The sequence below is a fragment of the Nocardioides asiaticus genome (assembly GCF_040049175.1).
In the GTDB taxonomy this organism is placed as follows: domain Bacteria; phylum Actinomycetota; class Actinomycetes; order Propionibacteriales; family Nocardioidaceae; genus Nocardioides; species Nocardioides cheoyonin.
This window is the reverse complement of the sequence record NZ_JBDZDM010000002.1, coordinates 317,097-343,258: the sequence shown is the minus strand read 5'-3', so window position 1 is coordinate 343,258 and position 26,162 is coordinate 317,097. Positions and strand designations below refer to the sequence as shown.

Genomic DNA, 26,162 nt, shown 5'->3' with positions numbered 1-26,162 from the left:
GGAGTGCGGACCGGCGTACGGCTCAGGCGCGGTGGACGACCCGGCCGCCGACGACGGTGAGCGCGACGGAGCCGGAGGTGCCCATCGTGCGGAGCTCGTCGAGGCTGCAGGAGAGCGGGTCGCGGTCAAGGACCACCAGGTCGCCGAGGGAGCCGACGTCGACGGTGCCGGCGCCGTCGACGGAGGCGGCGAGGGCCTCGCGCGGCGTGATCGCCTGCTCGGGGTGCCAGGGGTCGCGGTCGTCGGCGGTGCGGTGTACGGCGGCGGAGACGGCCAACCACGGATCCAGCGGCGCGACGGGGGCGTCCGACCCGAGCGCCAGGGTGACGCCCGCATCGAGCATCCACCGGAATGCGAAGCACCGCTCCCCCTGGCCGGGCCACACCCGCTCGCTGACGTCGCGGTCGTCGAGCAGGTGTGCCGGCTGGACCGACGCGCGCAGACCGAGGCGGGCGAGCTCCTTGACGTCCTCGTGACGGATGAGCTGGGCGTGCTCGATGCTGCCGCGGGCGCCGGCCGCGGCGTACGCCGCCAGCGCCTCGCCGACGGCCCGGTCCCCGATCGCGTGGGTCGCCACCTCGAGCCCGGCGCCGGTCGCGCGTGCGAGCAGGTCGTGCAGCTCGTCGGGGGACTGGTTGGGCGCTCCGTAGGAGGGCGCGCCGTCGGGGCCGGGCTCGGCGTACGCCTCACAGCACCATGCCGTCCGCGTGCCGAGCGAGCCGTCGCTGATGATCTTGAGCGGCCCGACGGTGAGCCGACCGCCCGACTCCACGTCGGGCACCGGGTCGCCGGTGCGGAGGCCGGCGGCGACCACGGCATCGAGCCCGTCGGCGTACGTCGCCGCGCGGATCCGCAGCAGGTCGCAGCCCTCGGCCCAGCGGGCCGACCAGGCGTCGTAGGTCGCCCGGAACTCGAAGTCGACCATCCCGACGACGCCGAGGGCGGCGGTGCGCTCGAGCATGGCGCGGTACGCCGCCGGGGAGCTCCCGCTCCGCCCGACGAGGTCGTCGAGGTGCGGGTAGGCGGCGTACCACTCGTTCTCGCTCACCACCTCGTCGCGCAGCGGGAGGCCGAGCGCCGACAGGGCCGCGGTGTTGAGCCAGCCGTGGTGGAAGTCGTGGTTGATGAGGACGACCGGGGTGTCGCCGGTGACCGCGTCGAGCTCGGCCACCGTGGCCGGCCGCTGCCACGCGCCCGCGGAGTGGCCGTTCGCCACCAGCGGCGTGCCCGGCGAGGCCGCGACCGCGGCCCCCACGACGGCGAGCACCTCCTCGGGCGAAGAGGTGCCGTGCAGGTCGAGCCGGCTGGCCGTCAGGGTCCACTGGCCCAGGTGGGTGTGCTGGTCCCACAGCCCCGGCATCAGCCAGCGCCCGTCGGCGTCGTACTCCTCCACGCCGGCGAGGCGCTGCAACGCCGGACCGATCTCGGCGACCACGCCGCGGCGCACGAGCACGTCGACCGGCCCGGCGCCGGATCGACCGGCGTACGCCGGCGCGCCGGTGAGCGGGACGAGGCGCCCACGGCGCAGGAGCAGGTCGGCGGGGTCGGCGGCGTCGGATGGAGGCTCGGTCATCGTGGCGCCAACCTAACCCGCGCAACCGAGGAGCCGTCCTCCGGCGTCAGTACGGGCATAGGCGGGCGTAGGCGGAGCACGAGCAGGGAGCGAGTTTGAGGGCGGAGGGGACGGATACGGTGTCGGGCATGACCGCGCTGAGGAGGATCGTCGCCGTCGTGGCTGCGGTCCTCGCGGTCGCGGCCGTCGGCGCCGCCGCGGGGTGGTACGCCGGCCGATCCGACCGGCCGACCGTGACACCGCCGCCCAGCCCGATCGACGTCTCCTCCGCGGCGCCCGTCCCCGCACTGCCGGAGCTCCCGATCGCGCAGAACCTCCCGTTCAAGGACGACATCGACTATCCGGCACTGCCCACCGGCCTGCGCTACCTCAGGCATCGGGTGGCGGGCGCGGGGCACACGTGGTGGTACGACGCACCGGCGGGCTGGAAGGAGTACCCGGGGTCCGGCGAGGACCCGAAGGGCACCGTCCGGTGGCGCCCGGCGGACGAGCCGGAGACCGGCGGCTACGTGCTGCGGGTGCTGCCGATCCAGCCGCGCAACACCCCGGCCGACGAGCTCGCCCACCGCCGGGAGCTGATGGAGCGCTACTACCGGGACGTCCGGGTCATCCAGATCACCGACGACAGCGTGTGGTTCTACCTGCGGAGCAACGGCAACCTGAAGCGCTACAACTACTTCGCCTGGGTGACGGTGCCGGGGATGGCGTACGCCGGCTTCGAGCTCTCGGTCGCCGGCCGCGACCGCGACCAGGACGGGCTCGCCGAGCTGCTCGAGAAGGTGCAGAAGAGCGTCAGGATGGTGCGCTGACGCTTCCGCTCACCCGTCCGCCGATCCGCTCCGCGCCGCCGCGCCGGTCCGAACCGTGCCGAGGACGTCGTACGCCTCGTCCGGGTCGTCACTGTGGACCTGCACCCACAGCAGCCGACCCTTCGTCAGCTGGCTGATCTGCTCGACGACGATCCCGCCGGGGCAGGCGGTGAACAGCGTCGTGAGGACGCGGCCGCCGGTGCTGTTCCGCGAGGACTGCGGCGTCGTCGCGGTGCACTTCGGATGGCCCGGGAACTGCTCCGGCATCCGGTCTCCGGGGATGATCGTCGCGAACACGCCCTCGCCCGTGACCGTCGCCGCGTTCCACACGTCGCTGGTCCCGACCCAGACCGCCGGGAACGACTCCGGGTTGCCCGGCTGGTGGACCGGCGGGGTCCAGCCCTTGAGCGCGCGGTACCTGTCCCACGACACCGGCACCGTCACCGCCACCTCGCCGTGCGCGTCGGCCACCGTCACCTCGGTCGGGCCGCGGTCGACCCGGCGTCCGCGGTCGTACGCCGCATAGCCGGCTCCCGCCCCGACGACGAGCAGCACGGCGGCCGCTGCGACCCAGCGCCACCAGCGGCGCCGGCGGCGCGGCGGAGGCGTCTCGACCGCGGCACCGGCGGGGGCAGTGACGCCGGGAGCCGGCTCGGGAGCGGTCACGCCCGGGACGGCCGGCCCGCCGTCGGCGGGGTGCTCCGGCTCGCGCGGGTGGGGGACGTCGTCGTCCTGGGCGGCCGGGTGCGCCGTCGGCCGGACGCCCGGCACGGTGAGCTCGTTGTTGATCGCCAGCCATGGGTCGCCGGGCGCGGTCACGGCCGGCGTCTCGCCGCTCGACTCCAGCATCGCCGCGGCCAGGGCGTCGGCGAAGTCGGTCACCGACGGGAAGCGGTCCTCGCGGGAGCGCGCCAGCCCGCGGCGTACGACGGCGTCGACGGAGTCGGCGAACGGGCGCTCCTCGGTCGACAGCGGCGGCACCGGGCCGGGCGCCGAGGCTGCCTGGAGCGAGGCGTGGCTGAACGCCGGCCGCCCGGAGAGCAGGAGGTAGGAGAGCGCGGCGAGGGAGTACTGGTCGGCGCGCGGGTCGAGCGGGTCGGCGGCCGCCTGCTCCGGTGCGACGTACGACGGCGTGCCGGCCACCAGGGTGAGCCGCGAGGACATGTCGAGCGCCTTGCCGAGGCCGAGGTCGCCGAGCATCGCGCGGATGTCGGTGCCGCTCCTGACCGAGCGGAAGAGGACGTTGGCGGGCTTCACGTCGCGGTGCAGGATGTCGCGGTCGTGCAGCGCCTGGAGTCCGTCGGCGACCTGCCTGATCACCTGCAGCGACTGGGCGGCGGTCAGGCCGGGGGCAGGACCGGAGAGCTCCAGCCGGTCGGCGAGGGTGCCCTGGTCGGCGTACGTCATGACGAGGTAGGGCCGGCCGTCGTCGAGCTCGCCGGCGTCGTACACCGTGACGACGTGCGGTGACTCCACCCGGCGCAGGTAGCGGCCCTCCTCCAGGAACCGCTGCCGCACGTGCGCGTCGCCCGACCAGTTGTCGGCGAGCACCTTGACGGCGACCGGCGAGTCGAGCTGTTCGTCGTACGCCAGCCAGACGGTGGCGAAGCCACCGGAGCCGATCCGCCGCTGAACGGCGTAGCGTCCGAGACGATGTGGCATGGGCACCCCGGCATTATGAGCACGGTTTGCCCGGATCTGTCTGTGGAAAAGTCGCTTGTATCTGACGTCGGGGACGCGTCTCCTGAGGGACGGCCGGCCACGTGACGGGACGATCGACGCGATGCTTGGGGGGACGACCGAATGACCGACGGGTACCAGACAACGCTCACGCCTGACGACCTGGACGACCTGGCGCGACGGGCGAAGGACGGCGACCGGGACGCGCTCGAGCTTCTGCTCGGCGCCATCCGGCCGCGGGCGCTCAACGTCTGCCGCGGCGTCCTCCCCTACCTGCCCGACGCGGAGGACGCCTGCCAGGAGGCGCTGATCAACCTGAGCAGCAAGATCGGCTCGTGGAACGGCCAGGGCAGGTTCACCACGTGGATGCACGTCGTCGCGCTCAACGCCGCCCGGTCGGCGTACCGCCGCATGCGCAACCAGGCGATGGCCGCCGATCCGCAGGAGGTCGGCCCGCTCGAGCGCGCCGACCCGCGCACCACCTCCGTCATCGCCGGCACCCGGCTCGACCTCCTCGACGCGATGGAGACGCTGGAGAGGGACCACCCGAAGTACGTCGAGCCGCTGCTGCTCCGCGACGTCTACGGGATGGCGTACGACGACATCGCGGAGCTCCTCGGCATCCCGCTCGGCACCGTCAAGGCGCAGATCCACCACGGCCGCCAGCTGGCCCGCCCGCTGCTTCGCGAGCACTCGTGAGGCGGTCGGCCGGCGAGCCGATCGGGACGGCACTCCCGCTCTGAGCGAGACCCCCTTGGCGGCCGCAGCCGGGAGTGGTTGCGTGTCCCCATGAGGCTCCTGGTGCTCGGCGGGACGGTCTTCCTCTCACGCGCGGTCGCCGCCGACGGCGTACGCCGCGGGCTCGACGTCGTCTGCGCGGCGCGCGGGGTCTCGGGCACGCCGCCCGACGGCGCGGAGCTGGTGGCGTGGGACCGCGCCGAGCCGGCGCCGGTCGAGCTCCGGCAGCGGGACTTCGACGCGGTCGTCGACGTCGGCAGGCACCCGTCCCGGGTGCGCTCGGCCGTGGAGACCTTCCCGGAGGCGCACTGGGTGTTCGTGTCCACGATCAACGTGTACGCCGACGAGCACACCCCGGGCGGCCGCCCCGGCACACTGCCGCTGCGCGAGCCAGTGACCGGCGACGTGGACCTGACCCTGGACCCGGAGGCGTACGGCCCCATGAAGGTCGCCTGCGAGGAGGCGGTCAGGGAGGCCGCCGCGAGCCACACGATCATCCGGCCGGGCCTGATCGTGGGGCCTGGTGACCGGAGCGGCCGGTTCTCCTACTGGCCGCACCGGTTGGCCGCCAGCGGCCGCGGCGAGGAGGTGCTGGCGCCTGGGTCGCCGGACGACGCCGTCCAGCTGATCGACGTCCGCGACCTGGCGCACTGGATCGTCGGCTGCGCCGCCTCCGAGCGGGCGGGGACCTACGACGGGGTCGGCCCGGCGATGCCGATCGGCGACCTGCTGGCCGGGGTCGCCGAGGGGGTGGGGGCGGCGCCGGAGTGGACCTGGGTCGACCAGGAGTTCCTCGCCGCGCAGGGCGTGGAGCCGTGGATGGGTCCCGGCTCGGTGCCGCTCTGGCTTCCGCGGCCGGCGTACGACGGCATGCTGGCGCACGACGCGACGCCCTCGCTGCAGGCGGGGCTCGCCGTACACCCCGTCGGCGAGACGGCCGGCGACACCCTCGCCTGGCTGCGCACCCAGGACGAACCCCCGCTCACCGGCATCGGCCGGGCGCGCGAGGCGGAGATCCTGGCCGCCTGGCACGAGGAGGGGCGCGAGCGCGAGCACGCCCACGAGACAACGCGGTGACCCATCGGTAACTTCGGTCTCATGGCCGGCCAGCGACCTACCGCCCGGGAGCTCATCGACCTCGTGCTCGACGACGGCTCGTTCGAGTCGTGGGACACCCCGCCGTCGTACGGCGAGATCGGCGGGGCGTACGCCGCCGAGCTTGCCGCCGCCCGGGAGCGCAGCGGTGCCGACGAGTCGGTCCTCACCGGCCGGGGCCGCATGCTGGGCCGACCCGTGGCGGTGGTGGCGAGCGAGTTCGGGTTCCTCGCCGGGTCGATCGGCCGGGCCGCGGCGGACCGGCTGGTCGCAGCGGTCCGACGGGCCACCGCGGAGGAACTGCCGCTGCTCGCGGCCCCGACGTCGGGCGGAACCCGGATGCAGGAGGGCACGCCGGCGTTCGTGCAGATGGTGCGGATCAGCGAGGCGGTCGCGGCGCACAAGGCGGCCGGGCTGCCCTACCTCGTCTACCTCCGCCACCCCACGACCGGCGGCGTCATGGCGTCGTGGGGCTCGCTCGGGCACGTGACGGTGGCCGAGCCGGGGGCGCTGCTGGGTTTCCTCGGGCCGCGGGTGTACTCGGCGCTGTACGGCGAGGAGTTCCCCGAGGGCGTCCAGACCGCGGAGAACCTCTTCGCGCGGGGCATCATCGACGGCGTCGTACCTCCCGAGGAGATCGCCGACCTGCTCGACCGGGCGCTCGCGATCCTCAGCGACCGGCCGGCCCCGAGGGATGGGTCCGGCGAGGCCCGCGGCGTCCCGCCCGACCCCACGACCGGCGCCGACGTGGACGCGTGGGACGCGATCACGCGGTCGCGCCGGGAGGACCGTCCCGGGGTGCGCAGGCTGCTGCGCTATGCGGCCTCGGACGTCATCCCGCTCAACGGCACCGGCGAGGGCGAGGCCGACCCGGGTCTGCTGATCGCGCTGGCGCGGTTCGGGGACGCGCCGTGCGTGTTCCTCGGGCAGGACCGGCGCGGCCAGACCGCCGCCCACCCGATGGGCCCGGGGGCGCTCCGCGAGGCGCGCCGCGGCATGCGGCTGGCAGTGGAGCTCGGGCTGCCGCTGCTCACCGTCATCGACACCCCGGGGGCGGCGCTGTCGGCCGAGGCCGAGAACGGCGGGATGGCCGGCGAGATCGCGAGGTCGCTGTCCGACCTGGTGACGCTGCGCGCCCCCACGCTCTGCCTGATGCTCGGCGAGGGCAACGGCGGAGGCGCGCTCGCGCTGCTGCCGGCCGACACCGTCGTCGCGGCCCAGCACGCCTGGCTCTCCCCGCTGCCGCCCGAGGGGGCGTCCGCGATCGTCCACCGCGACACCTCGCACGCGCCCGAGGTGGCCCGGGCGCAGTCGGTCCGGGCGGTCGACCTGCTCCGCCTCGGGGTGGTCGACCGGATCGTGCCCGAGCTCCCCGACGCCGCCGACGAGCCCGAGGCGTTCTGCCGCCGGGTCGGCGACGTACTCGCCGACGAGCTCACTGCTCTGATCGGCTGCGGCCCCGGCTCGCCGGGCGAGCGGGTACGCCGCTACGGCGGCTGAGCTGCCGGCCGCTCAGCGCCGGGGGCGCTCGTCGACGATCCGGCGCATCTTGCCGACCGACCGCTCGATGGCGTACGGCTCGACCACCTCGACCCCGACGGTGACGCCGATGGTGCGCTTGACCTGCTCGGCGACGTGTACGCCGGCGGCCGCCGCGGCATCGACGGGCGCGTCGTCCTGCCGCTCGATGCGGACCACCATCGAGTCGAGGGCGCCGGCCCGCTGGAGGACGCACTGGAAGTGCGGGGTCAGCTCGGGCACCCGCAGCACGATCTCCTCGATCTGGGTCGGGAAGAGGTTGACCCCGCGCAGGATGATCATGTCGTCGGTGCGGCCGGTGATCTTCTCGATCCGCCGCATCGCCGGCCGCGCGGTCCCCGGCAGCAGCCTGGTGAGGTCACGGGTGCGGTAGCGGACGACCGGCATCGCCTCCTTGGTCAGCGAGGTGAGCACGAGCTCGCCCTCCTCGCCCTCCGGGAGCACGTCGCCGGTGACCGGGTCGACGACCTCGGGGTAGAAGTGGTCCTCCCAGACGTGCAGCCCGTCCTTGGTCTCGACGCACTCCTGGGCCACGCCGGGCCCGATGATCTCCGAGAGCCCGTAGATGTCGACGGCGTCGATCGCGAGCCGGTCCTCCATCGCGGCCCGCATCTCGTTCGTCCACGGCTCCGCGCCGAAGATGCCCAGCCGCAGCGACGACTCCCGCGGGTCGAGACCCTGCCGCTCCATCTCGTCGGCGATGTTGAGCATGTAGGACGGCGTGACCATCACGATGTCGGGCCGGAAGTCGCGGATCAGCGTCACCTGCCGCTCGGTCATCCCGCCCGAGACGGGCACGACGGTGCAGCCCAGCCGCTCCGCGCCGTAGTGGGCACCCAGGCCACCGGTGAAGAGCCCGTAGCCGTAGGCGACATGGACGATGTCGCCCGGCCGTCCGCCCGCCGCGCGGATGCTGCGCGCGACCACCGTCGCCCAGACGTCGAGGTCGGCCTTCGTGTAGCCGACGACCGTGGGGCGTCCCGTCGTACCCGACGAGGCGTGGAGCCGCGCCACCTGCTCGCGCGGGACGGCGAACATCCCGAACGGGTAGTTCTCCCGCAGGTCGGCCTTCGACGTCAGCGGGAACCTCGCGAGGTCGGCCAGGTCGCGGAGGTCGTCGGGGTGTACGCCGGCGGCCTCGAACGCCTTCCGGTAGTGGTCGACGTGGTCGTACGCGTGCCTCAGCGACCAGCGCAGCCGGTCGAGCTGCAGCGCGCGCAGCTCGTCGACCGAGGCGGTCTCGACGGGCTCGAGTTCGGCGGCGTCTGCGATCGTCATCGCCGGTCACCGGCCGGAGAAGACCGGCCGCTCCTTCGCCAGGAACGCCTTGACCGCCAGGGCGTGGTCCTCGGTCGCACCGGCGCGGCGCTGGGCCTCGTCCTCCGCGCCCAGGGTGGCGGCGAGGTCGCGGGTCCAGGTGTCGGCGAGGAGACGCTTGGACTCGGCGTACGCCGAGGTCGGGCCGGCCGCGAGCCTCGTCGCGATCCGGGTGGCCTCCGTCAGCGCCTCCCCCGGCTCGGCGATCCCGCCCGCGATTCCCCAGCCGACCGCCTCCTCGGGTCTGAAGGAACGGCCGAGCAGGACCAGCTCGCGCGCCCGCGCCTCCCCGACGGCGCGCGGGAGCGCGTAGGAGAGGCCGGAGTCGCAGGTCAGCGCGATCGCGCTGAACGCGGTGGCGAGGGTGGCGTCGCGGCCGAAGACCCGCAGGTCGCACGCGAGCGCCAGGCCGAGGCCCGCGCCGACGCAGGAGCCCTCGACCGCGGCGACGACCGGCTTCGGCATCGTCACGATGGTCGTGACCATCGGGTTGTAGTGCTCCGCGACCGTCGCCAGTGCCACGTCGGAGCCCTGCTCGAGCAGGCCGGCGTGCTCCTTGAGGTCCTGGCCGGCGCAGAAGTGGCCGCCGGCGCCGGTGAGGACGACGCCGCGTACGCCGGGGTCGGCCGCCACCTCGGCGAGGGTGTCGCGCAGCGCCACCTTCACCTCCGCGTCGAGGGCGTTGCGCCGCTCCGGCCGGTTGACGGTCACGACGACGAGCGCTCCGTCGCGATCCACGATGACGGGCTGGGGCTGTGACACTGGCTCTGACACGGGGTCTGACACGGGCGGCGGCCTCCTTGCGCGCATTTCCTGACCTGTCGGTCAGGATTGCACCATGCCCGCTGACCCACCAGCCCCCGGACGGCCCGTCAGGCGCGGCCGCCCGGGCTACGACCAGGCGACCGTGCTGCGGACCGCGATCGAGCTCTTCAACCGGCAGGGGTACGACGCCACCTCCATGGGCGACCTCGCCAGGGAGCTCGGGCTCACCAAGTCGGCGATCTACCACCACGTGCCCAGCAAGGAGCATCTTCTCCAGGAGGCCCTCGACGAGGCGCTCGACAACCTCAGCGCGGTGCTCGAGGAGGCCCGGCAGGAGACCGGCGGGTCGGCGTACGAGCGGCTCCGGGGTGCCGTCGAGGGCGGCGTACGCGTCCTCGTCGACCACCTCCCCGCCGTCACCCTGCTGCTCCGTGTCCGCGGCAACAGCCCCGCCGAGAGCGAGGCGCTGCGCCGCCGGCGGCGGATCGACGACGAGCTCGCCGACCTCGTACGCGCGGCCGTCGCCGAGGGCGTCCTCCGCGACGACCTCCCACCCGACCTGATCAGCCGGCTGCTGTTCGGCATGGTGAACTCGCTCGCCGAGTGGGTTCGCCCGCAGGGGAGATACGACGCCGACCGGCTCGCCCAGGCGGTCACCACCGTCGCCTTCGACGGCCTCACCCGCCGTTGAATCGGGGGTTGTGACCCGTCGAGTCGGGGGTTGTGACCCGTCGAGTCGGGGGTTGTGACCCGTCGAGGGGGGGTTGTGACCCGTCGAGTCAGGCGTTGTGGCCCGTCGAGTCAGGGGTAGTGCCCGGTCGAGTCGGGCGTTGGACCCGCCGCGCGCGGCTGCGCTCGCGTACGACGGAGTGGAGGTCGGCGACCGGACCTAGGTGGCGGAGCTTGACCGGGCTTGTCACCGAGCGGATCCGCTGGATCTGCCCGTCCAGGATCTCGAGCGTCCAGGTGCCCAGGACGTTGCCGTCGCGGTCGCGCAGGATGGCGCCCGGCTGACCGTTGAGCTCCCGGCGCTCGAAGCGCGCGCCGGTCGCGAGCAGCGGAGGGATCGCTGCGACCAGGATGCGGGCGGCCTTGACGGCCCCGAACGAGCCGCCCTGCCCCCCGGCCGTTCCGCCCCCGTCGTTGACCGTCTCGACGTCGGCGGCGAGGAGGGTCTGGAGGGCGTCGAGGTCACCGTCGCGCACGGCATCGAAGAAGCGGTCGGCGAGCTCGGCGCGCTTGCGCCGGTCGGCCTCGAACCGCGGCTGACCGGTGTCCATGTGCCGCCGTGCCCGGGACGCGAGCTGACGGCAGGCGGCCTGCGAGCGGCCGACCGCGGCCGCGACCTCGTCGAAGCCGAACCCGAAGACCTCGCGGAGCACGAACACGGCCCGCTCGAGCGGTGAGAGCCGCTCCAGGAGCAGCAGCGCGGCCATCGAGACCGAGTCGGCCAGCTCGGCGGCGCGCTCCGGGTCGCCGTCCACGCCCGCGCTCAGCAGGCCCGTGGGCGAGTCGGTCGGCAGCGGCTCGGGGAACCACGGGCCGACGTACGTCTCTCGTCGCACGCGCGCCGAGCGCAGGACGTCGATCGAGATCCGGGTGACGACGGTGGAGAGGTACGCCTTCGGCGACCGGGGCTCCGTGGCGACCGCCGCGTAGCGCAGCCAAGCCTCCTGCACCGCGTCCTCGGCGTCGGTGACGCTGCTCAGGATCCGGTACGCGATGGAGAACAGCAGCGGTCGCAGCTCCTCGAACTCGGCTGCTCGGGTCACGGCGTACTCCTTCGGTCGGACGGGTGCTTCCCACCACAAGACGTCCGTGGCCGGCGAGTTGTGACATCGCCGCAGCCGACGCCGCGGTGTCACAGCGGGCGTCCGCGCCTCGTCCTCACGACAGAGGCCCACCCCACACGCGGTGGGCCGTCGAGGAGGAGCAACGATGAACATCGCACTGTGGATCGTGACCTGTCTGCTCGCCGCCGGCTACCTGACCGGCGGGGTGGCGATGCTGTCGCTGTCCAAGGAGCGGTTCCGCGCCATCGGGCCGAGCCAGCACTACGTCGACGAGTTCGATGCCGGCTTCATCAAGGCGATCGGCGTGGTGAAGCTACTCGGCGTGGCCGGCCTGATCCTCCCCGCGGTCCTCGACATCGCCACCGACCTGGTCCCGCTGGCCGCGCTCGGTCTGGTACTGCTGATGACCGGGGCGACGACCGTACGGATCGTGCGCAAGGAGTGGCCCAACGCCGCCGGTGACCTGATCTTCTTCGCCCTCGCGGCGTTCGTGGCGTGGGGCCGGTTCGGGCCCGCACCGCTCGGCGGCTGAGGCGTACGCCGGTCGGGCAGAAGCCCCGACTCGACCGGGCAGAACCCCCGACTCGACCGGGCAGAACCCCCGATTCAACGGAGGGTGCGGCTGCGGCCCCGGAACTCGGCGATGACCGGGCCGTCGGGGCCGCCGCGGCGTACGGTCACGTCGTAGATCCCCGACCGGCCGCGGCGGGTGCGCTCGACGGCGGTGGCGTGGAGTACGTCGCCGAGCCGGCCCGGCTCGAGGAAGTCGATCTCGAAGCCGGAGGCCACGGTGACCGGCCCTTGGCTGTTGCACGCGAGCGCGAAGGCGCTGTCGGCCAGGGTGGCGATCAGCCCGCCGTGGCAGAGGTCGTGGCCGTTGACCATGTCATCGCGCACCTTCATCGTCACCTCGGCGCTGCCCGCGTCGACGGAGACGACGGTCATCCCGAGCACCCGGCTGGCGGCGTCCTCCGCCCACATCCGGTCGACCGGTGACTCACTCGTCGGGTCACTCGTCATAGGCCACCGTCACCGCGTCGCCGACCGGATAGGTCTGGCAGGTGAGCACGAAGCCGGCGTCCACCTCGGCCGGCTCGAGCGCGTAGTTGCGGACCATGTCGACCTCCCCCGCGACAACCCGCGCCCGGCAGGTCCCGCACACCCCGCCCTTGCACGCGAACGGCAGGTCGCCGCGGTGGTGCTGGGCCGAGTCGAGGACCGTCCGGTCGCGGGGTACGACGACGGTGGTGCTGCGCCCGTCGAGCACGACCGTCAGCTCGGTGCCGGCGCCCGTGACCGCGGGGTCGAGGTGGCGCACCGGCGGTGGCGGCTCGTCGACGAAGAAGAGCTCGGTGTGGATCCGCCCGGTGGGCACGCCGAGACCGAGGAGCACGCCGCGGGCGTCGGCGACCATCCCGAACGGCCCGCACAGCCACACGTGGTCGACGTCCTCGAGCGGAACCAGCAGGGTGAGGAGCGACCGCAGGCGCTCCCCGTCGAGCCGGCCGGAGAAGAGCTCGACGTCACGGGGCTCGCGGGAGAGCACGTGGACGAGGTCGAGGCGGGCGCCGTGGGCGTTCTTCAGGTCGGCGAGCTCCTCGGCGAACATCACGGTGGCCGAGGTGCGGTTGCCGTAGAGGAGGGTGACCTCGCCCTCCGGGCGGTCGAGGACCGAGGCGGCGATCGAGAGGACCGGCGTGATGCCCGAGCCGGCGGCGATGAGCAGGTGCCGGCCACCCGCGGCGAGCAGGTCCGCGTCGGCGCGGAACGACCCCGACGGCGGCTGCACCTCCACCGTGTCGCCCGGCCGCACCTCGTGGACCAGCCAGCGGGAGAAGAGCCCGTCGGGCACCTCGCGTACGCCGATCCGGGGCCGGTCGCCGACCTTCGCGCAGATCGAGTACGTCCGCCGCTCGTCCACGCCGTCGATCACCCGCCGCAGTGTCAGCGACTGGCCGGCGTCGAAGGTGAAGACCTCGCGCAGCTCCTCGGACACGTCGAACGTCACGGCCACCGCGTCGTCGGTGAGCCGCTCCACCGCCGCGACGGTGAGCGGGTGAAAGCCGGTGCGCGCGGGCGCCTGCAGCGTGGAGGTCATCAGTGCTCCTTCACGTGGTCGAACGGCTCCAGGCACGCCCGGCACCGGTAGAGCGCCTTGCACGCCGTCGACCCGAACTCCGAGGTCAGCGCCACGTCGTCCGAGCCGCAGCGCGGACAGCTCACCCGGCGGCGTACGGGCAGGAGCGTCAGCGGCACCGGGCCGCCGGCCGTCGAGCGGGTCGACGGGCTCGCCGGGCCTGCCGCCGGACCCGGCGGCGAGATCCCGGCCTCCCGCAGCGCCGCCCGCCCGCGCGGGGTGATCCAGTCGGTCGTCCAGGGCTCGTCGAGCGCCACCCGAACGCGTACGTCGGCGAACCCCTCCTCCTGCAGTCGCCGGACCAGGTCGTCGCGCATGGTCGCCATCGCCGGGCAGCCGGAGTACGTCGGCGTGATCGCCACCTCGACCGCTCCGTCGACGATCTCGACCGACCGCAGCACGCCCAGGTCGGCCAGCGTCAGCATCGGCAGCTCGGGGTCGGTCACGGACTCGGCGACCCGGCGGGCGCGCGTCGACGCCACCGTCACCACACCCCCATCGGGTGCTCCCGGGCGACGGACTGCATCTCGGCGAGCATGCGGGAGAGCGCCTCGGTGTGGAGGCCGTGCCGCCCCTTCTTCCCGCGTACGCCGGCGAGCGGCCGGACCTCGGGGCGCTCGACGCCGCTCGTGGCGAGGACGTGGTCGAGGACGACCTCCGCCTCGCCGCGCACGTCGGCGGGGTCGACCCCCACACCCGCCTCGGCCACGGCGTACTCCGCGGGATGCGTCTCGAAGAGCTCGCCCCACAGCGGCATCAGGCCGGCCAGGCCGGCGAGCAGCCGCCGCCGGGACTCCTCCGTGCCCTGCGCGAGGGTGAGGAACCAGCGGGCGGCGAAGTCGCGGTGGTAGGTGATCTCCTTGACCCCCTTCGCCGCGACGGCGGCGAGCACGGCGTCGCGGCTCGTCGTGAGCCGCTGCAGGACCGCAAGCCGGGCGACCGACATCAGCAGCAGCCGGCAGACCGTCTCGGCGAAGTCGCCGTTCGGCACCTCGGCCATCCGTACGTTGCGGTAGTCCATGTCGGTCCGGAAGAAGGCCAGCGCGTCCTCGGCCGGCACCGGCGAGCCCTCGGGCAGGGCCGGCACGACGCCCGGGTCGGCGGCCGCGGCCCGCGCCAGCAGCAGCCGGGCCTGGCCGAGCAGGTCGAGGCTGATGTTGGCGAGCGCGATGTCCTCCTCGAGGTCGGGCGCGTTGCTGCACCACTCGCTCAGCCGGTGGGACAGCACCAGCGCGTCGTCGCCGAGCATCAGGCAGTAGCAGGCCAGCGCCCGGGGGTCGACGCCGTCGGGCACGGTGGTGTCGACGCCGGCCAGCGGGTCTTCGAAGGATGTCCCGAACGCCCAGTGGGCGTCGTTCGCGAGCAGCCCGTCGTCGTACGCCGACTCGTGCTCGCCCTCGGGGTGGGTGTGGATCTGGTTCATGAGCGGCTCACATGTGTGGGACGTCGTCGGGGATCTCGTAGAACGTCGGGTGCCGGTAGACCTTGTCGCCGCTCGGCGCGAAGAGCGGGTCCTTCTCGTCCGGGCTCGACGCCGTGATCGCGTCCGAGCGCACGACCCAGATCGAGACGCCCTCATTGCGCCGGGTGTAGACGTCGCGCGCGTGCCGCAGCGCCATCGCATCGTCGGGCGCGTGCAGCGACCCGACGTGGACGTGGTTGAGGCCACGCTTGCTGCGGACGAACACCTCGTAGAGCGGCCACTCCGCCTTCACGCTCATGGCTGCCCCTCACGGTCCGCGAAGGCGAGGGCAGCCTCCCGGACCCAGGCGCCCTCGTCGTACGCCCGCTGCCGGTGCGTCAGTCGCTGGGCGTTGCACGGACCGTCGCCCTTCACCACGTCCCAGAACTCCTCCCAGTCCGGCTCGCCGAAGTCGTACGACGAGCGCTCGGCGTTCCAGCGCAGGTCCGGGTCGGGCAGGGTCACGCCGAGCGCCTCGGCCTGCGGGACGGTCATGTCGACGAACCGCTGCCGCAGCTCGTCGTTGGTGTGCCGCTTGACGCCCCACGCCATCGACCGCTCGGTGTTGGGCGAGTCGGCGTCGGGCGGGCCGAACATCATCAGCGACGGCCACCAGAACCTGTCGACCGACTCCTGCACCATCGCCTGCTGCTCGTCGGTGCCGCGCATCATCGTCATCAGCAGCTCATAGCCCTGCCGCTGGTGGAACGACTCCTCCTTGCAGATCCGGATCATCGCCCGGCCGTAGGGGCCGTACGACGTCCGGCACAGCGGCACCTGGTTGCAGATCGCCGCGCCGTCGACGAGCCAGCCGATGGTGCCGACGTCGGCGTACGAGAGGGTCGGGTAGTTGAAGATCGAGGAGTACTTCTGCCTCCCGGCCAGGAGCAGCCGGGTCAGCTCCTCGCGGGAGACGCCGAGGGTCTCGCAGGCGGAGTAGAGGTAGAGCCCGTGGCCGGCCTCGTCCTGGACCTTGGCGAGCAGGATCGCCTTGCGCCGCAGCGAGGGCGCGCGGGTGATCCAGTTGCCCTCCGGCTGCATCCCGATGATCTCGGAGTGGGCGTGCTGGGCGATCTGGCGGACGAGCGTCCGGCGGTACTCGTCGGGCATCCAGTCCCGCGGCTCGATCCGCTCCTGGTGAGCGATCGTCCGCTCGAAGCCCGCCTCGAGCTCGGCGACCTGCGACATGGCTTCCTCCACCCGGGAACGCGTATTTACTGACCGATCGGTCTGTAATAGCGTGACACAGGCCACAGGCCCACGCAAGGCACCCACGCGAGCACGGAGGCGCGATGTTCCGCATGACCGTCGAGTACGACGAGCCGGCCGACCCGGCCGCGTTCGAGAGCCGCTACACCGACGAGCACGTCCCGCTCGTGCGATCGATCCCGGGACTGACGCGCTTCGTGCTCAGCCACCCCAAGGGCGCCGGCGGCAGCGCGCCGTACCTCGTCGCCGAGCTGTGGTGGGACGACGAGGCGTCCTTCAAGGCCGCGCTGAAGACCCCGGAGATGGCCGCTACCGGCGAGCACGCCCAGGGTTGCGGCACGACCTACCGCACCTTCGTGGGCGAGGTCGTCGACACCCTCTGACCCCGCCCACGGGCGGTCAGAACAGCAGCGCCGTCGCGGGGTCCTCGAGAACGCTCGCGACGTCGGCGAGGAACCGCGACCCCGCGGCGCCGTCGATGTGGCGGTGGTCGAAGCTGAGCGCGAGGGTGCACACCTCACGCGGGACGACCTGGTCGTCCACGACCCAGGGCCGCTTCTCGATCGCCCCGAGGCAGAGGATCGCCGACTCGCCGGGGTTGATGATCGGCGTCCCCGCCTCCATCCCGAACGGCCCCACGTTGGTGATCGTGAAGGTCCCGCCGGCAAGGTCCGCGGGCGGCGTCTTCCCGTCGCGTGCGGTCGCGGTCAGCTCGCCCAGCGCCGCCGCCAGGTCGACGAGGGAGAGCTCCTGGGTGTCCTTGACGTTGGGGACGACGAGCCCGCGCGGCGTCGCCGCGGCGATGCCGAGGTTGACGTAGTGCTTGAACACGATCTCCTGCGCCGCGTCGTCCCAGACCGAGTTGACGATCGGCGTACGCCGCAGCGCGAGCAGGCAGGCCTTCGCGACCACCAGCAGCGGGCTGACTCTGACTCCCGAGAACTCCCGGCGCGCCTTCAGCCGCTCCACCAGCGCCACGGTCGCCGTCACGTCGACGGTCTTCCAGATGCTGACGTGGGGCAGCGTGAACGCGGAGTCCACCATCGCCTGACCCATCATCTTGCGGACGCCGCGGATCGGCTCGCGCGTCTCCCGCGCGTCTCCTCCGGTGGTTGAGGCGGCTCCGACGGTGGTTGAGGAGGTTGCGCTAGCAACCGTCTCGAAACCACCGCCGTCAGTGGTTTCGAGACGGGCCTGGCGGCCCTCCTCAACCACCGGGGCACCCTCCTCAATCGCCGAGGCAGCGGCCCGCTCCACCTGCTCCCGGGTGATCACGCCGTCCTCACGGGTCGGAGTGATGGTGCGCAGGTCGACGCCGAGGTCCTTCGCCAGCTTGCGGACCGGCGGCTTGGCCAGCACGGCCACCGCCGAGAGGTCCGCCTGCGCCGCCGCGACCTCGGTCTGCGGCTCGGTCTGCGGCTCGGTCTGCGGCTCTGCCTCGACCTCGGCCTCGACCCGCGGCGCGGGCAGCCCGGGCTCGAACGCCGCCTGGGTCTGCATGTGGGCGGCCACCGCGCCCGTGGGGACCCTGCGGGGCCGGCGGGTCACCGCCATCTCCTTGGGACCGGGCCCGACGAGCGTCAGCGGCTGCTCCTCCGCCTCGACGTCCGCGTCTGCGGTGGCGGAGTCCGTCGAGACGCCCGAGGAGGCTTCGGCGGGCTCACCGTCCGGGGCAGCGACGGAGTCGCCGATGCGGATGATCGGGGTGCCGACCGGGACGGTCTCGCCCTCGGGGACCAGGAGGGCCGAGACGACGCCGGCGTACGGCGAGGGCAGCTCGACCACGGACTTGGCGGTCTCGATCTCGCAGACGATGTCGTTGACCTTGACGGTGTCGCCGACGCTCACCAGCCAGGTGACGAGCTCGGCCTCGGTGAGGCCCTCGCCGACGTCGGGCAGCTTGAACTCGTTCACGGTGCTCAACGTGGGGCTCCTCACCAGGCGAGCGATCGGTCGACGGCGTCGAGGACGCGGTCGAGGTCGGGCAGGAAGTGCTCCTCGGCGCGGGCGGGCGGGTAGGGCGTGTCGAAGCCGCCGACCCGCAGCACCGGTGCCTCGAGGGAGTAGAAGCACTCCTCGGTGACCCGGGCGGACAGCTCGGCGCCGAGGCCGAGGTTGACGTGGGCCTCGTGGACGACGACGGCGCGGCCGGTACGGCGTACGGACTCCACCACGGGGCCGAGGTCGAGCGGCGAGAGCGTGCGCAGGTCGATGACCTCGAGCGACGTGCCCTCGCCAGCGGCTGCCTCGGCGGCGGCGAGGCAGGTCTTCACCGTCGGGCCGTAGGCGAGCACGGTGACGTCGGCGCCGCGGCGCGCGACCCGCGAGGTGAACAGCGGGGCCGGCGTGGCGGAGGTGTCGAGCTCGGCCTTGTCGGCGTGGTACTGCCGCTTGGGCTCGAGGAAGATCACCGGGTCGGGCGAGGCGATGGCCTGCTGGATCATCCAGTAGCCGTCGACCGGGTTGGAGCAGGCCACCACCTTGAGCCCCGGCGTGTGGGCGAACTGCGCCTCCGGCGACTCGCTGTGGTGCTCGACGGCGCCGATGCCGCCGCCGAACGGGATCCGGATGACGATCGGCATCGGCGAGCGGCCCTGCGAGCGGTAGTGCATCTTCGCCACCTGCGACACGATCTGGTCGTAGGCCGGGTAGACGAACCCGTCGAACTGGATCTCGACGACCGGCCGGTAGCCGCGCAGCGCGAGCCCGACGGCGGTGCCGACGATGCCCGACTCGGCGAGCGGGGAGTCGATCACGCGGTCCTCGCCGAAGTCCTTCTGCAGGCCGTCGGTGATCCGGAAGACCCCGCCGAGCCGGCCGATGTCCTCGCCCATGAGGAGAACCCTGGGGTCGTCCTCCATCGCCTTGCGGAGGCCGGCGTTGAGCGCCTTCGCGAGCGTCACCTTCGTCATCGCACACCTCCGGGGGTCTCGACGAGCTCGCCGTCGGTGTCGAACGAGGCGAGGTAGGCCGCGTAGCCGTCGCGCTGGGCAGCGAGCTCGTCGGGGATCTCGGCGTAGACCTGGTCGAAGAGGGCCACCGGGTCCGGGTCGGGCAGCGCCCGCACCCCCGCGCGCATCCGCGCGCCGAGCTCCTCCGCCTCGGCCTCGACCTCGTCGAAGAAGTCGTCGGACGCGAGCCCACCGCGGCGGAGGTAGACCTCGATGCGGGCGATCGGGTCCTTGAGCTTCCAGGTCTCGACCTCGTCGGAGAGGCGGTAGCGGGTCGGGTCGTCGGTCGTCGTGTGGGCGCCCATCCGGTAGGTGAAGGCCTCCACGAGTGTCGGGCCGCCGCCCTCCCGGGCACGCTGCAGCGCGGTCTGCATGACGGCGTACGTCGCGAGGACGTCGTTGCCGTCGACCCGGACACCGGGGAAGCCGAACCCCTCGGCGCGCTTGTAGAGCGGGATCCGGCTCTGCCGCTCGATGGGCTCGGAGATGGCCCACTGGTTGTTCTGGCAGAAGAAGACGACCGGCGCGTTGTAGGAGGCGGCGAAGACGAACGACTCGTTGACGTCTCCCTGCGACGAGGCACCGTCGCCGAAGTGGGCGACCACCGCGGCGTCACGCTCGGGGTCGCCGCTGCCGACGACGCCGTCGCGCTGCATGCCCATGGCGTAGCCGGTCGCGTGCAGCGTCTGGGCGCCGATCACGATCGTGTAGAGACCGAAGTTGTTGGCCTTCGGGTCCCACCCGCCCTGGTCGACGCCGCGGAACAGGCCGAGGAGCTGGAGCGGGTCGACCCCGCGGCACCAGGCGACGCCGTGCTCCCGGTAGGTCGGGAAGACGTAGTCCTGCGGCAGCAGGGCCCGGCCCGCGCCGATCTGCGCGGCCTCCTGCCCGAGCAGCTGCGCCCAGATGCCGAGCTCGCCGTGGCGCTGCAGCGCGGTGGCCTCCACGTCGATGCGCCGGGTCAGCACCATGTCGCGGTAGAAGCCGCGGATCACCTCCGCCTCGTCGCGGCCGGGCGTCGCGAAGGCGTACGCCGAATGCTCCACGCGCTGGCCCTCCGGGGTCAGCAGCTGGACGAGGTCGGGACTCGTCGTCTTGTCCCACTCCATCTGGGGACCGGGGCCGAACAACTCGCTCATTCCGCCGCCTCCGTGTAAGAAAGAAAAGCATACGGACGCGGCGGCCTGAGAGGCCTAATGGTCGCTCGCTGACGCTCGCTCATGCGCGTGCTCCTTCACTGATGCGCTGGATGGGGTCTCCACCGCCGCGCAGACCCGCGTCCTGGGACTGTGACCCGGGACACATGAGGGTGCGACCAAGGTACCTGCCACCCGGAGCTACCAGCGAGTCGGCCCGCCTATCGTCCCAGGTCGCGTCCAGCCGCGACGAAGGGCCCGAGTTCCGCGCCGAAGGACCCGATCCGGCGTGTCCCGCAGCGAGGAGGCGGGCGGTCGGGAGATGCTGCCACCTCGTCTCGAGGGGCAGGTCAAGAGTGGTGGAGTCGGGTCCGCGCGCGGATGCGCGCCGGCGTACGTCGGCGCGTGCGCTCGTGCTGGTCGGATTCATCGTCCTGCTGCTGCTCGGCGCCGCCGGAGAGGCGGGGGCGGGTACGCCGACGGGGCGGCTCGACGTCCCGCGGACCGGCGGGGAGTTCCCCGACCCGGCGGTGAGCGCCTACCGCGGCGGCCTCGTCGCGGTGGCGACCGGGCCGGGCGCACCGCGCATGACAGCGGCGGCCGCCAACGCGCCGTGGCACCGGGCCGGCCGCGCGCTGGTCCGCAAGCCGGACTGGGCGAGCTCGGCCGGGCTCTGGGGCGTCGACCTGATCCGGATCGGCGACCGGTGGCTGCTCTACTTCGCCGCGCCGGTCCGCGGCCTGGGCCCGGAGGGACGCTGCATCGGGGTCGCGGTGAGCAGGGAGGCGCTCGGCAGGTTCACACCGGTCGGACGGCCGCTGGTCTGCCCGCGCGGCGCCCGCAAGCCGGGCGGCGGGCTCGTCGCACCCGCGCCGGACCGGGTCCGCAGCGCGTGGAGCCGCCTCCCCCGCCGCGGTGTGATCGACCCGTCCGTCGTACGCCTCGGCAGGCGGGCGTTCCTGCTCTACAAGACCCAGGGGCTGCCCTCGACCATCCGGATCGTCCGGCTCACCGACGGCGGGCTGCGCGCCACCCGCGGAAGCCGCGAGCTGATCCGCGTCCGTCACATCGTCGAGAACCCGGTGCTCCTGCGCCGGGGCGGGCGCTACGTGTTGCTCACCTCCGAGGGGTCGTACGCCGACTGCGGCTACCGCACGGTCTGGCGCCGCTCGGCCCACCTGCTGCGCTGGGGCAGCGCGAAGCCGAGGCTCCTGCTCGGCCGCGGCTCCGGGGTCTGCGGCCCCGGGGGAGCCGACGTCGTCGTACGCCACGCCGGGCCGGTCGTCTTCTTCCACGGCTGGGCCTGCGGGCGGTTCGCGCACACCTGTCCCTCACGCGGGCGGCTCGACGACCGGCCGCAGCTGGACGCCCGTCGGACGCTGTACGCCGCCAGGCTGACCTGGCGCGACGGCCGGCCGCACCTCGCCCGGCTGCCGGCACGGACCCACGACCCCGACGGCCTCACCCCGATGATCGAGGTGACGCCGCACCACGCCAGGAAGCAGGCGAAGAAGGCGAAGAAGGCGCACCACCGGCGCCGGCACGCCAGCCGACGCTAGCCGTCGCCGGCGGTCAGCCCAGCGCCTCGCGCCCGTGCGGCTCGTCCCAGCCGGAGAGGTCGGGACCCTTCGGGATGATCCCGGACGGGTTGATGTCCTTGTGGACGACGTAGTAGTGCGCCTTGATCTGGTCGAAGTCGATGGTCTCGCCGATGCCCGGGGTCTGGTAGAGGTCGCGGGCGTACCCCCACAGGTTCGGCATCTCGGTCAGCTTGTTGCGGTTGCACTTGAAGTGGCCGTGGTAGACCGCGTCGAAGCGCGCCAGCGTCGTGAACAGCCGGATGTCGGACTCGGTGAGGTGGTCGCCGACCAGGTAGCGCCGCGTGGAGAGCCGGTCCTCGAGCCAGTCGAGTGCGGCGAAGAGCCGGTCATAGGCCTTGTCGTACGCCCGCTGCGAGCCGGCGAACCCGCACCGGTAGACACCGTTGTTGATCTCGGTGAAGACGCGCTTGTTGACCTCCTCCATCTCCTCGCGCAGGTCGCGGGGCCACAGGTCGGGCGCGCCCTCCGCGTGGAACTCCCGCCACTCGTGGAAGAGGTCGTGGGTGATCCACGGGAAGTCGTTGGTGACGACCTTGCCGGACTCGACCTCGACGATCGCCGGGACGGTGATGCCGCGCGGGTAGTCGGGGTAGCGCGTGAAGTACGCCTCCTGCAGCCAGTGGATCCCCAGCACCGGGTCGAGCCCGTCAGGGTCGAGGTCGAAGGTCCAGCTGCGCGCGTCGTGGACCGGACCGGGCGCGCCCCAGGAGATCGCGTCCTGGAGCCCGAGCAGGTTGCGGACGATGATCGCCCGGTTGGCCCACGGACACGCCTTCGCGGCGATCAGCCGGTAGCGGCCCGGCTCGACCGGCCACAGCGGCACGGCTGTGCCGTCGGAGCCGGGCCCGAACTCCGGCGTACGCCCGTCCTTGGTGATCCGGTCCGGGATGTAGGTCATGTCCCGGTTGAACTCCTCGCCGGGCTTGACGTAGGTCGCGGTCTGCTCCTCGGTCATGCCCCCATCCTGACGCGGCGGTCCAGCGGGCCGCTCAGCCGAGGTCGGAGAAGTCGATGTCGCCGGCCTGGTCGACCTTCCAGTCGCCGTCCTCCTTGACCAGGTCGATCTCGTCGCTCGTGCTGCTGTCCTCGCTGTCGAAAGCCGACTTGAGCGCCGAGTTGTCGCCGGTGTACTTCATCGTCGCCTTGTAGTCCACCGTCGCCGTGTCGCCGCTCTTCTTGACCTCACCCAGGCTGACGGAGATGTCGATGTCCTTGATGAACTCGTCGAAGGTCATCACGCCGTCGGCCTGATCGTCGAAGCTCTTCGCGAGTCCGTCCTTGACGCCGGAGCAGTCGTCGGCGTCGGCGGCGCTGAGCATCGACTTCTTCGCGTCGGCGCTCAGGTAGTCGCAGGCCTTGTCGAAGTCGAAGTCGCTCACCGCGTCGACGTACCCCTGCGCCACCGACTTCGGGTCGTCGGACGAGCCGCCGCCCCCGCCGCCGAGGGTGAGGACGAGGACGACGATCACCGCGATCACGACGACCGCCCCGCCGCCGATGGCGGCGATCAGGCCCTTGTTCAGCGGCTTCTTCGTCGGTCCCGGTGTGCCCCACGCGGGCTGGCCGGGCTGACCCGGCGCTCCGGCGGGCTGGCCGGTCGGCGCGCCCCACTGCGAGCCGGCGGGCGGGCCGTACGCCGGCTGGCCCGGCTGCTGGCCGTAGGCAGGCTGCTGACCCGGCGGCGGTCCGGCGGGCGGCTGGCCGCCGGGCCCGTAGCCCTGCGCGGCACGCTGCGCGTCGGACGAGCCGCGGACGACGGTCCGGTCCGGGTCGGGCGCGGGCGCCTCCGGAGCGGGCGCCTCGGGCGCCCGGGTCTGCTCGGTCCAGGCCGAGCCGTCCCAGTAGCGCTCCTGTCCCTGTCCGTCGGGGTACCAGCCTGCGGGTGTCTGCGTCATGTCCGCCCGCCTACCCCGCCGCGGCGTCCCCAAACCCTTGGACGAGGCCGGCGACGAAGTCCAGCTTGTCGAGCACCGGCGGCGGGATGACGAACGGGTAGAGGTCGTCGCGGCCCATGCTGCGGTTGATGACGTTGAGCGCCGTGGTCAGCGGGATCCAGACGCCGGCGACGGCGTCGCGGAACTGGCTGAAGGCGGAGATCGGGGCGACCGTGGCCAGGCCGTACTCGGCGGCGGTCTCGAGGGTGTCGCAGATGTGCAGGTAGTGCGCCCAGGTCTCGGCGAAGTCCTCGAACGGGTGCATGGTGGCGTACGTCGAGATGTAGTGCTCCGCCCAGTCGGCCGGCGGCCCCTCGGCGTAGTGGCGCTCGATGGCGGCCTGGTAGTCGGCCGACTCGTCCCCGAACAGCTCACGGCAGCGGGCCATCAGCGCGTCGCCGCGGACCAGCTGCCACTCGTAGTAGTGCCCGATCTCGTGACGGAAGTGGCCGAGCATCGTGCGGTAGGGCTCCTCGAGCCTCGCCCGGACCTTCTCCCGGTAGGCGTCGTCGCTCTCCGCGAGGTCGATGGTGATGACCCCGTTGTCGTGGCCGATCACGACGTCGGAGGTGCCGGCGTCCCCGTCGCTGGCGAGCAGGTCGAACGCGAGCCCGTCGACAGGGTCCTCCGCCTTGGTGCGCACCGGTAGCCCGAGCGCGTCGAGCTCGACGACGAGGTGGCGCTTGGCCTGCTCCGCTTCGGCGTACTCCGCCGTCATCACGCCGTCGGGCGGCCGGGTCCGGGTCAGGTCGCAGGCGAAGCACTGCCCGCCCTCGAGCGGCGCGAGCCAGGTGCACCCGATCACGTTGAGGTTGCGGCAGACCCACCAGACCAGACCCGCCGCGTCGACGTACCTCCCCTGCTCGTCGACGGGGACCAGGTCGCGCTCGGCCCGCGAGTAGCCGACGGCCGTGCCGCAGCTGAGGCAGAGGGAGTTCTCGAAGAAGAGCCGGTTGTCGCAGACGCGGCAGCTGAACGCCTTCACGCGCCGAGTCTGACACTCACTCCTGCGCGGGCTCCCGCGGGCCCCAGTCGTCGACGAGCCACCGGTCCCCGCGATGGACGAGCACGACGCCCATCGTCTCCTCCTCGAGGCGCCGGTCGGGCGCGGAGAAGTGCACCGTGACGAGCACCTGCGCGCGGTCGCCGTCGACCACCGCGTCGTGGACGGCGAGGTCGCGCTCGAGGCCGCTCGTGATGTTCCCGTCGGTGTAGGTCCGCCGGCCCTTCGCGGTGTCGGTGAGGGCCTTGCACTCCGAGGAGCCGTTGCCCAGCCGCTTCTGCGCGTCGCCGTCGGCGAGGGCGCGCAGGCCCTGGCACGTCCTCGCGGTCAGGAACTCCCGCGCCGCGTCCTCCGGCACCGGCTCGTCACGCCGCTGCCACCAGATCACCGCCACCGCCGCGGCGGCGGCCACGAGAAGGAGGACGGCCGCCGCGGACATCCACCACCGTCGGCGACGACCGGCGTCCACCAGGTCCACTCATCTGCTCCTCGGTCGGTTCATCGCACAGCGTCCTCCTCTTCGGGGGCGACGTCGACCGACACCGCGAGCGTCGAGCGCTTGGCCTCGGTGAAGATGACGCCCTTCACGGGGGGTACGTCGGCGTAGTCGCGGCCCCACGCCACCGTGACGTAGCGGTCGTCGGCGCGCTGGTCGTTCGTGGGGTCGAGCGCCACCCACTGGCCACCGGCGGTGTCGACAGGGTCGACCAACGGCGGCACCCACAGCGCCACCCAGGCGTGCGAGGCGTCGGCGCCGACCAGCCGCTCGCGGCCGGGCGGCGGCTCGGTGGCGAGGTAGCCCGAGACGTAGCGGGCGGCGAGCCCGTGGGAGCGGAGGCACGCGAGCATCAGGTGGGCGAAGTCCTGGCAGACCCCGCCCTTGGCCTCGAAGATCTCGCCCACGGTCGAGCTCACGGTCGTCGCCGTCTTGTCGTAGGAGAAGTCGCGGTGGACCCGGTGCATCAGGTCCTCGGCCGCCTCCATGAGCGGACGGCCGGGCGTGAGCGAGAGGTCGCCGTACGCCTCGGCCTCCTCGGTGTGCTCCACGAGCGCCGAGGCGACCGCGAGGTCGGTCGCCCGCCAGGCGCCGGGCAGCTCCGGGCGGACGAGCGGCCGGGCCACCTCCCACGGGACGCCGAAGCCGCTCTCGTCGTACGAGGGCGTGAGCACCTCGACCGCGCTGACGGCGCGCACCTCGAGCCGCCGGTGCGGCTCGGTGACCTGGAAGTAGGTGACCGGGTTGCCGTAGTAGTCGGTGTCACTGTTGACGTCGGAGGGCGCGGGATCGACGCGTACGTCGACGTTGCCGACGTGCTGCCAGGGCAGCTCGCGCGGGACGACGTGCGCGATGCCGAAGCTGTCGGTGACGTCCTCGTCGTAGGAGTACGTCGTGGTGTGCGTGACGGTGTAGCGGGTCATG

The 26,162-nt window shown here is 72.9% G+C and carries 27 protein-coding genes; 8 read left to right on the top strand and 19 right to left on the bottom strand.

Translation table 11 applies throughout. The features are described 5' to 3' along the window. Positions 1–22: 22 nt before the first annotated feature. The gene (locus tag ABLE53_RS07390) at positions 23–1,573 is read right to left on the bottom strand and encodes an amidohydrolase (protein ID WP_348858123.1); all 1,551 of its coding nucleotides are present in this window, start codon (positions 1,571–1,573) and stop codon (positions 23–25) included. Positions 1,574–1,701: 128 nt separating this feature from the next. On the opposite strand from ABLE53_RS07390, the gene ABLE53_RS07385 reads away from it, so the two are divergent. Next, positions 1,702–2,382 (top strand): hypothetical protein, encoded by a 681-nt coding sequence (locus ABLE53_RS07385; RefSeq protein ID WP_348858122.1) that lies wholly within the window; start codon positions 1,702–1,704, stop codon positions 2,380–2,382. A gap of 9 nt (positions 2,383–2,391) precedes the next feature. On the opposite strand, the gene ABLE53_RS07380 is transcribed toward ABLE53_RS07385, so the two are convergent. Beyond that, positions 2,392–4,044: a serine/threonine-protein kinase gene (locus ABLE53_RS07380; RefSeq protein ID WP_348858851.1), complete on the bottom strand. Its 1,653-nt coding sequence runs from the start codon at positions 4,042–4,044 to the stop codon at positions 2,392–2,394. A gap of 141 nt (positions 4,045–4,185) precedes the next feature. Between ABLE53_RS07380 and ABLE53_RS07375 the strand changes: the two genes are divergently transcribed. From ABLE53_RS07375 to ABLE53_RS07365, 3 genes are all read left to right on the top strand, one after another. Further along, on the top strand, positions 4,186–4,761 hold the full coding sequence (locus ABLE53_RS07375; RefSeq protein ID WP_348858121.1) for an RNA polymerase sigma factor: 576 nt from the start codon (positions 4,186–4,188) through the stop codon (positions 4,759–4,761). A 90-nt stretch (positions 4,762–4,851) separates the two neighbouring features. Then, positions 4,852–5,877, top strand: a complete 1,026-nt coding sequence (locus tag ABLE53_RS07370) for an NAD-dependent epimerase/dehydratase family protein (protein WP_348858120.1) — start codon at positions 4,852–4,854, stop codon at positions 5,875–5,877. Positions 5,878–5,898: 21 nt separating this feature from the next. After that, positions 5,899–7,395, top strand: coding sequence for a carboxyl transferase domain-containing protein (locus tag ABLE53_RS07365; RefSeq protein ID WP_348858119.1), 1,497 nt, complete (start codon positions 5,899–5,901; stop codon positions 7,393–7,395). A 12-nt stretch (positions 7,396–7,407) separates the two neighbouring features. Here ABLE53_RS07365 and paaK read toward each other — a convergent pair whose 3' ends face one another. Together paaK and ABLE53_RS07355 are read right to left on the bottom strand one after the other, a co-directional pair. Beyond that, the gene (gene paaK / locus ABLE53_RS07360) at positions 7,408–8,712 is read right to left on the bottom strand and encodes a phenylacetate--CoA ligase PaaK (protein WP_348858118.1); all 1,305 of its coding nucleotides are present in this window, start codon (positions 8,710–8,712) and stop codon (positions 7,408–7,410) included. 6 nt (positions 8,713–8,718) lie between these two features. Beyond that, positions 8,719–9,489, bottom strand: coding sequence for an enoyl-CoA hydratase/isomerase family protein (locus tag ABLE53_RS07355; protein ID WP_348858117.1), 771 nt, complete (start codon positions 9,487–9,489; stop codon positions 8,719–8,721). A gap of 100 nt (positions 9,490–9,589) precedes the next feature. Between ABLE53_RS07355 and ABLE53_RS07350 the strand changes: the two genes are divergently transcribed. Next, positions 9,590–10,207, top strand: coding sequence for a TetR/AcrR family transcriptional regulator (locus ABLE53_RS07350; protein WP_348858116.1), 618 nt, complete (start codon positions 9,590–9,592; stop codon positions 10,205–10,207). 88 nt (positions 10,208–10,295) lie between these two features. On the opposite strand, the gene sigJ is transcribed toward ABLE53_RS07350, so the two are convergent. After that, the gene (gene sigJ / locus ABLE53_RS07345; protein WP_348858115.1) at positions 10,296–11,288 is read right to left on the bottom strand and encodes an RNA polymerase sigma factor SigJ; all 993 of its coding nucleotides are present in this window, start codon (positions 11,286–11,288) and stop codon (positions 10,296–10,298) included. 166 nt (positions 11,289–11,454) lie between these two features. Between sigJ and ABLE53_RS07340 the strand changes: the two genes are divergently transcribed. Next, entirely contained in the window at positions 11,455–11,841 is a 387-nt protein-coding gene (locus ABLE53_RS07340; RefSeq protein WP_348858114.1) for a DoxX family protein, read from the top strand. Between the two features lie 74 nt (positions 11,842–11,915). Here ABLE53_RS07340 and paaI read toward each other — a convergent pair whose 3' ends face one another. From paaI to paaA, 6 genes are read right to left on the bottom strand one after another with little or no spacing between them, the layout of a single operon-like run. Continuing rightward, positions 11,916–12,329 (bottom strand): hydroxyphenylacetyl-CoA thioesterase PaaI, encoded by a 414-nt coding sequence (paaI, locus tag ABLE53_RS07335; RefSeq protein ID WP_348858113.1) that lies wholly within the window; start codon positions 12,327–12,329, stop codon positions 11,916–11,918. Continuing rightward, positions 12,319–13,407 (bottom strand): 1,2-phenylacetyl-CoA epoxidase subunit PaaE, encoded by a 1,089-nt coding sequence (paaE, locus tag ABLE53_RS07330; protein ID WP_348858112.1) that lies wholly within the window; start codon positions 13,405–13,407, stop codon positions 12,319–12,321. Before paaE ends, paaI begins: the two co-directional genes overlap by 11 nt. Continuing rightward, the gene (gene paaD, locus ABLE53_RS07325) at positions 13,407–13,928 is read right to left on the bottom strand and encodes a 1,2-phenylacetyl-CoA epoxidase subunit PaaD (protein ID WP_348858111.1); all 522 of its coding nucleotides are present in this window, start codon (positions 13,926–13,928) and stop codon (positions 13,407–13,409) included. The genes paaE and paaD overlap by 1 nt, the downstream gene beginning before the upstream one ends. A 2-nt stretch (positions 13,929–13,930) precedes the next feature. Next, positions 13,931–14,869, bottom strand: a complete 939-nt coding sequence (paaC, locus tag ABLE53_RS07320; protein WP_348858110.1) for a 1,2-phenylacetyl-CoA epoxidase subunit PaaC — start codon at positions 14,867–14,869, stop codon at positions 13,931–13,933. A gap of 7 nt (positions 14,870–14,876) precedes the next feature. Next, entirely contained in the window at positions 14,877–15,167 is a 291-nt protein-coding gene (gene paaB / locus ABLE53_RS07315) for a 1,2-phenylacetyl-CoA epoxidase subunit PaaB (RefSeq protein WP_348858109.1), read from the bottom strand. Beyond that, positions 15,164–16,096 (bottom strand): 1,2-phenylacetyl-CoA epoxidase subunit PaaA, encoded by a 933-nt coding sequence (gene paaA, locus ABLE53_RS07310; protein WP_348858107.1) that lies wholly within the window; start codon positions 16,094–16,096, stop codon positions 15,164–15,166. The genes paaB and paaA overlap by 4 nt, the downstream gene beginning before the upstream one ends. Before the next feature lie 104 nt (positions 16,097–16,200). On the opposite strand from paaA, the gene ABLE53_RS07305 reads away from it, so the two are divergent. Next, entirely contained in the window at positions 16,201–16,500 is a 300-nt protein-coding gene (locus ABLE53_RS07305) for an EthD family reductase (protein WP_348858106.1), read from the top strand. Positions 16,501–16,516: 16 nt separating this feature from the next. Here ABLE53_RS07305 and ABLE53_RS07300 read toward each other — a convergent pair whose 3' ends face one another. The 3 genes from ABLE53_RS07300 to pdhA are packed head-to-tail and all read right to left on the bottom strand — an operon-like array spanning position 16,517 to position 20,207. Next, a complete protein-coding gene (locus tag ABLE53_RS07300; protein WP_348858850.1) occupies positions 16,517–18,031 on the bottom strand; it encodes a dihydrolipoamide acetyltransferase family protein in 1,515 nt (504 codons plus the stop codon). Between the two features lie 20 nt (positions 18,032–18,051). Next, on the bottom strand, positions 18,052–19,029 hold the full coding sequence (locus ABLE53_RS07295; protein ID WP_348858105.1) for an alpha-ketoacid dehydrogenase subunit beta: 978 nt from the start codon (positions 19,027–19,029) through the stop codon (positions 18,052–18,054). After that, positions 19,026–20,207 (bottom strand): pyruvate dehydrogenase (acetyl-transferring) E1 component subunit alpha, encoded by a 1,182-nt coding sequence (gene pdhA, locus ABLE53_RS07290; protein WP_348858104.1) that lies wholly within the window; start codon positions 20,205–20,207, stop codon positions 19,026–19,028. The genes ABLE53_RS07295 and pdhA overlap by 4 nt, the downstream gene beginning before the upstream one ends. A 356-nt stretch (positions 20,208–20,563) precedes the next feature. Between pdhA and ABLE53_RS07285 the strand changes: the two genes are divergently transcribed. Continuing rightward, a complete protein-coding gene (locus tag ABLE53_RS07285; protein ID WP_348858103.1) occupies positions 20,564–21,763 on the top strand; it encodes a glycoside hydrolase family protein in 1,200 nt (399 codons plus the stop codon). Positions 21,764–21,776: 13 nt separating this feature from the next. Here the strand turns inward: ABLE53_RS07285 and ABLE53_RS07280 are convergent, their stop codons facing one another. The 5 genes from ABLE53_RS07280 to ABLE53_RS07260 are packed head-to-tail and all read right to left on the bottom strand — an operon-like array spanning position 21,777 to position 26,161. Next, positions 21,777–22,760 (bottom strand): glutathione S-transferase family protein, encoded by a 984-nt coding sequence (locus ABLE53_RS07280; protein ID WP_348858102.1) that lies wholly within the window; start codon positions 22,758–22,760, stop codon positions 21,777–21,779. A gap of 34 nt (positions 22,761–22,794) precedes the next feature. After that, the gene (locus ABLE53_RS07275; protein ID WP_348858101.1) at positions 22,795–23,700 is read right to left on the bottom strand and encodes an Rv0361 family membrane protein; all 906 of its coding nucleotides are present in this window, start codon (positions 23,698–23,700) and stop codon (positions 22,795–22,797) included. Between the two features lie 10 nt (positions 23,701–23,710). Further along, a complete protein-coding gene (locus tag ABLE53_RS07270) occupies positions 23,711–24,724 on the bottom strand; it encodes a zinc-binding metallopeptidase family protein (RefSeq protein ID WP_348858100.1) in 1,014 nt (337 codons plus the stop codon). Between the two features lie 16 nt (positions 24,725–24,740). Continuing rightward, on the bottom strand, positions 24,741–25,220 hold the full coding sequence (locus tag ABLE53_RS07265) for an Rv0361 family membrane protein (protein ID WP_348858099.1): 480 nt from the start codon (positions 25,218–25,220) through the stop codon (positions 24,741–24,743). Positions 25,221–25,240: 20 nt separating this feature from the next. Beyond that, positions 25,241–26,161 (bottom strand): transglutaminase family protein, encoded by a 921-nt coding sequence (locus ABLE53_RS07260; protein ID WP_348858097.1) that lies wholly within the window; start codon positions 26,159–26,161, stop codon positions 25,241–25,243. Position 26,162 lies beyond the last annotated feature (1 nt).

Excerpts from the sequence above, each read along its gene's own strand:
- paaA (WP_348858107.1), bottom strand. The coding sequence starts at position 16,096 with ATGTCGCAGGTCGCCGAGCTCGAGGCGGGCTTCGAGCGGACGATCGCT.
- ABLE53_RS07350 (WP_348858116.1), top strand. The coding sequence starts at position 9,590 with ATGCCCGCTGACCCACCAGCCCCCGGACGGCCCGTCAGGCGCGGCCGC.
- paaE (WP_348858112.1), bottom strand. The coding sequence starts at position 13,407 with ATGACCTCCACGCTGCAGGCGCCCGCGCGCACCGGCTTTCACCCGCTC.
- paaI (WP_348858113.1), bottom strand. The coding sequence starts at position 12,329 with ATGACGAGTGACCCGACGAGTGAGTCACCGGTCGACCGGATGTGGGCG.
- ABLE53_RS07295 (WP_348858105.1), bottom strand. The coding sequence starts at position 19,029 with ATGACGAAGGTGACGCTCGCGAAGGCGCTCAACGCCGGCCTCCGCAAG.
- ABLE53_RS07375 (WP_348858121.1), top strand. The coding sequence starts at position 4,186 with ATGACCGACGGGTACCAGACAACGCTCACGCCTGACGACCTGGACGAC.
- ABLE53_RS07280 (WP_348858102.1), bottom strand. The coding sequence starts at position 22,760 with ATGACCGAGGAGCAGACCGCGACCTACGTCAAGCCCGGCGAGGAGTTC.
- ABLE53_RS07380 (WP_348858851.1), bottom strand. The coding sequence starts at position 4,044 with ATGCCACATCGTCTCGGACGCTACGCCGTTCAGCGGCGGATCGGCTCC.
- ABLE53_RS07260 (WP_348858097.1), bottom strand. The coding sequence starts at position 26,161 with ATGACCCGCTACACCGTCACGCACACCACGACGTACTCCTACGACGAG.
- paaC (WP_348858110.1), bottom strand. The coding sequence starts at position 14,869 with ATGAACCAGATCCACACCCACCCCGAGGGCGAGCACGAGTCGGCGTAC.
- ABLE53_RS07365 (WP_348858119.1), top strand. The coding sequence starts at position 5,899 with ATGGCCGGCCAGCGACCTACCGCCCGGGAGCTCATCGACCTCGTGCTC.
- paaK (WP_348858118.1), bottom strand. The coding sequence starts at position 8,712 with ATGACGATCGCAGACGCCGCCGAACTCGAGCCCGTCGAGACCGCCTCG.
- ABLE53_RS07275 (WP_348858101.1), bottom strand. The coding sequence starts at position 23,700 with ATGACGCAGACACCCGCAGGCTGGTACCCCGACGGACAGGGACAGGAG.
- ABLE53_RS07370 (WP_348858120.1), top strand. The coding sequence starts at position 4,852 with ATGAGGCTCCTGGTGCTCGGCGGGACGGTCTTCCTCTCACGCGCGGTC.
- ABLE53_RS07305 (WP_348858106.1), top strand. The coding sequence starts at position 16,201 with ATGTTCCGCATGACCGTCGAGTACGACGAGCCGGCCGACCCGGCCGCG.
- ABLE53_RS07340 (WP_348858114.1), top strand. The coding sequence starts at position 11,455 with ATGAACATCGCACTGTGGATCGTGACCTGTCTGCTCGCCGCCGGCTAC.
- paaB (WP_348858109.1), bottom strand. The coding sequence starts at position 15,167 with ATGAGCGTGAAGGCGGAGTGGCCGCTCTACGAGGTGTTCGTCCGCAGC.
- ABLE53_RS07385 (WP_348858122.1), top strand. The coding sequence starts at position 1,702 with ATGACCGCGCTGAGGAGGATCGTCGCCGTCGTGGCTGCGGTCCTCGCG.
- ABLE53_RS07390 (WP_348858123.1), bottom strand. The coding sequence starts at position 1,573 with ATGACCGAGCCTCCATCCGACGCCGCCGACCCCGCCGACCTGCTCCTG.
- pdhA (WP_348858104.1), bottom strand. The coding sequence starts at position 20,207 with ATGAGCGAGTTGTTCGGCCCCGGTCCCCAGATGGAGTGGGACAAGACG.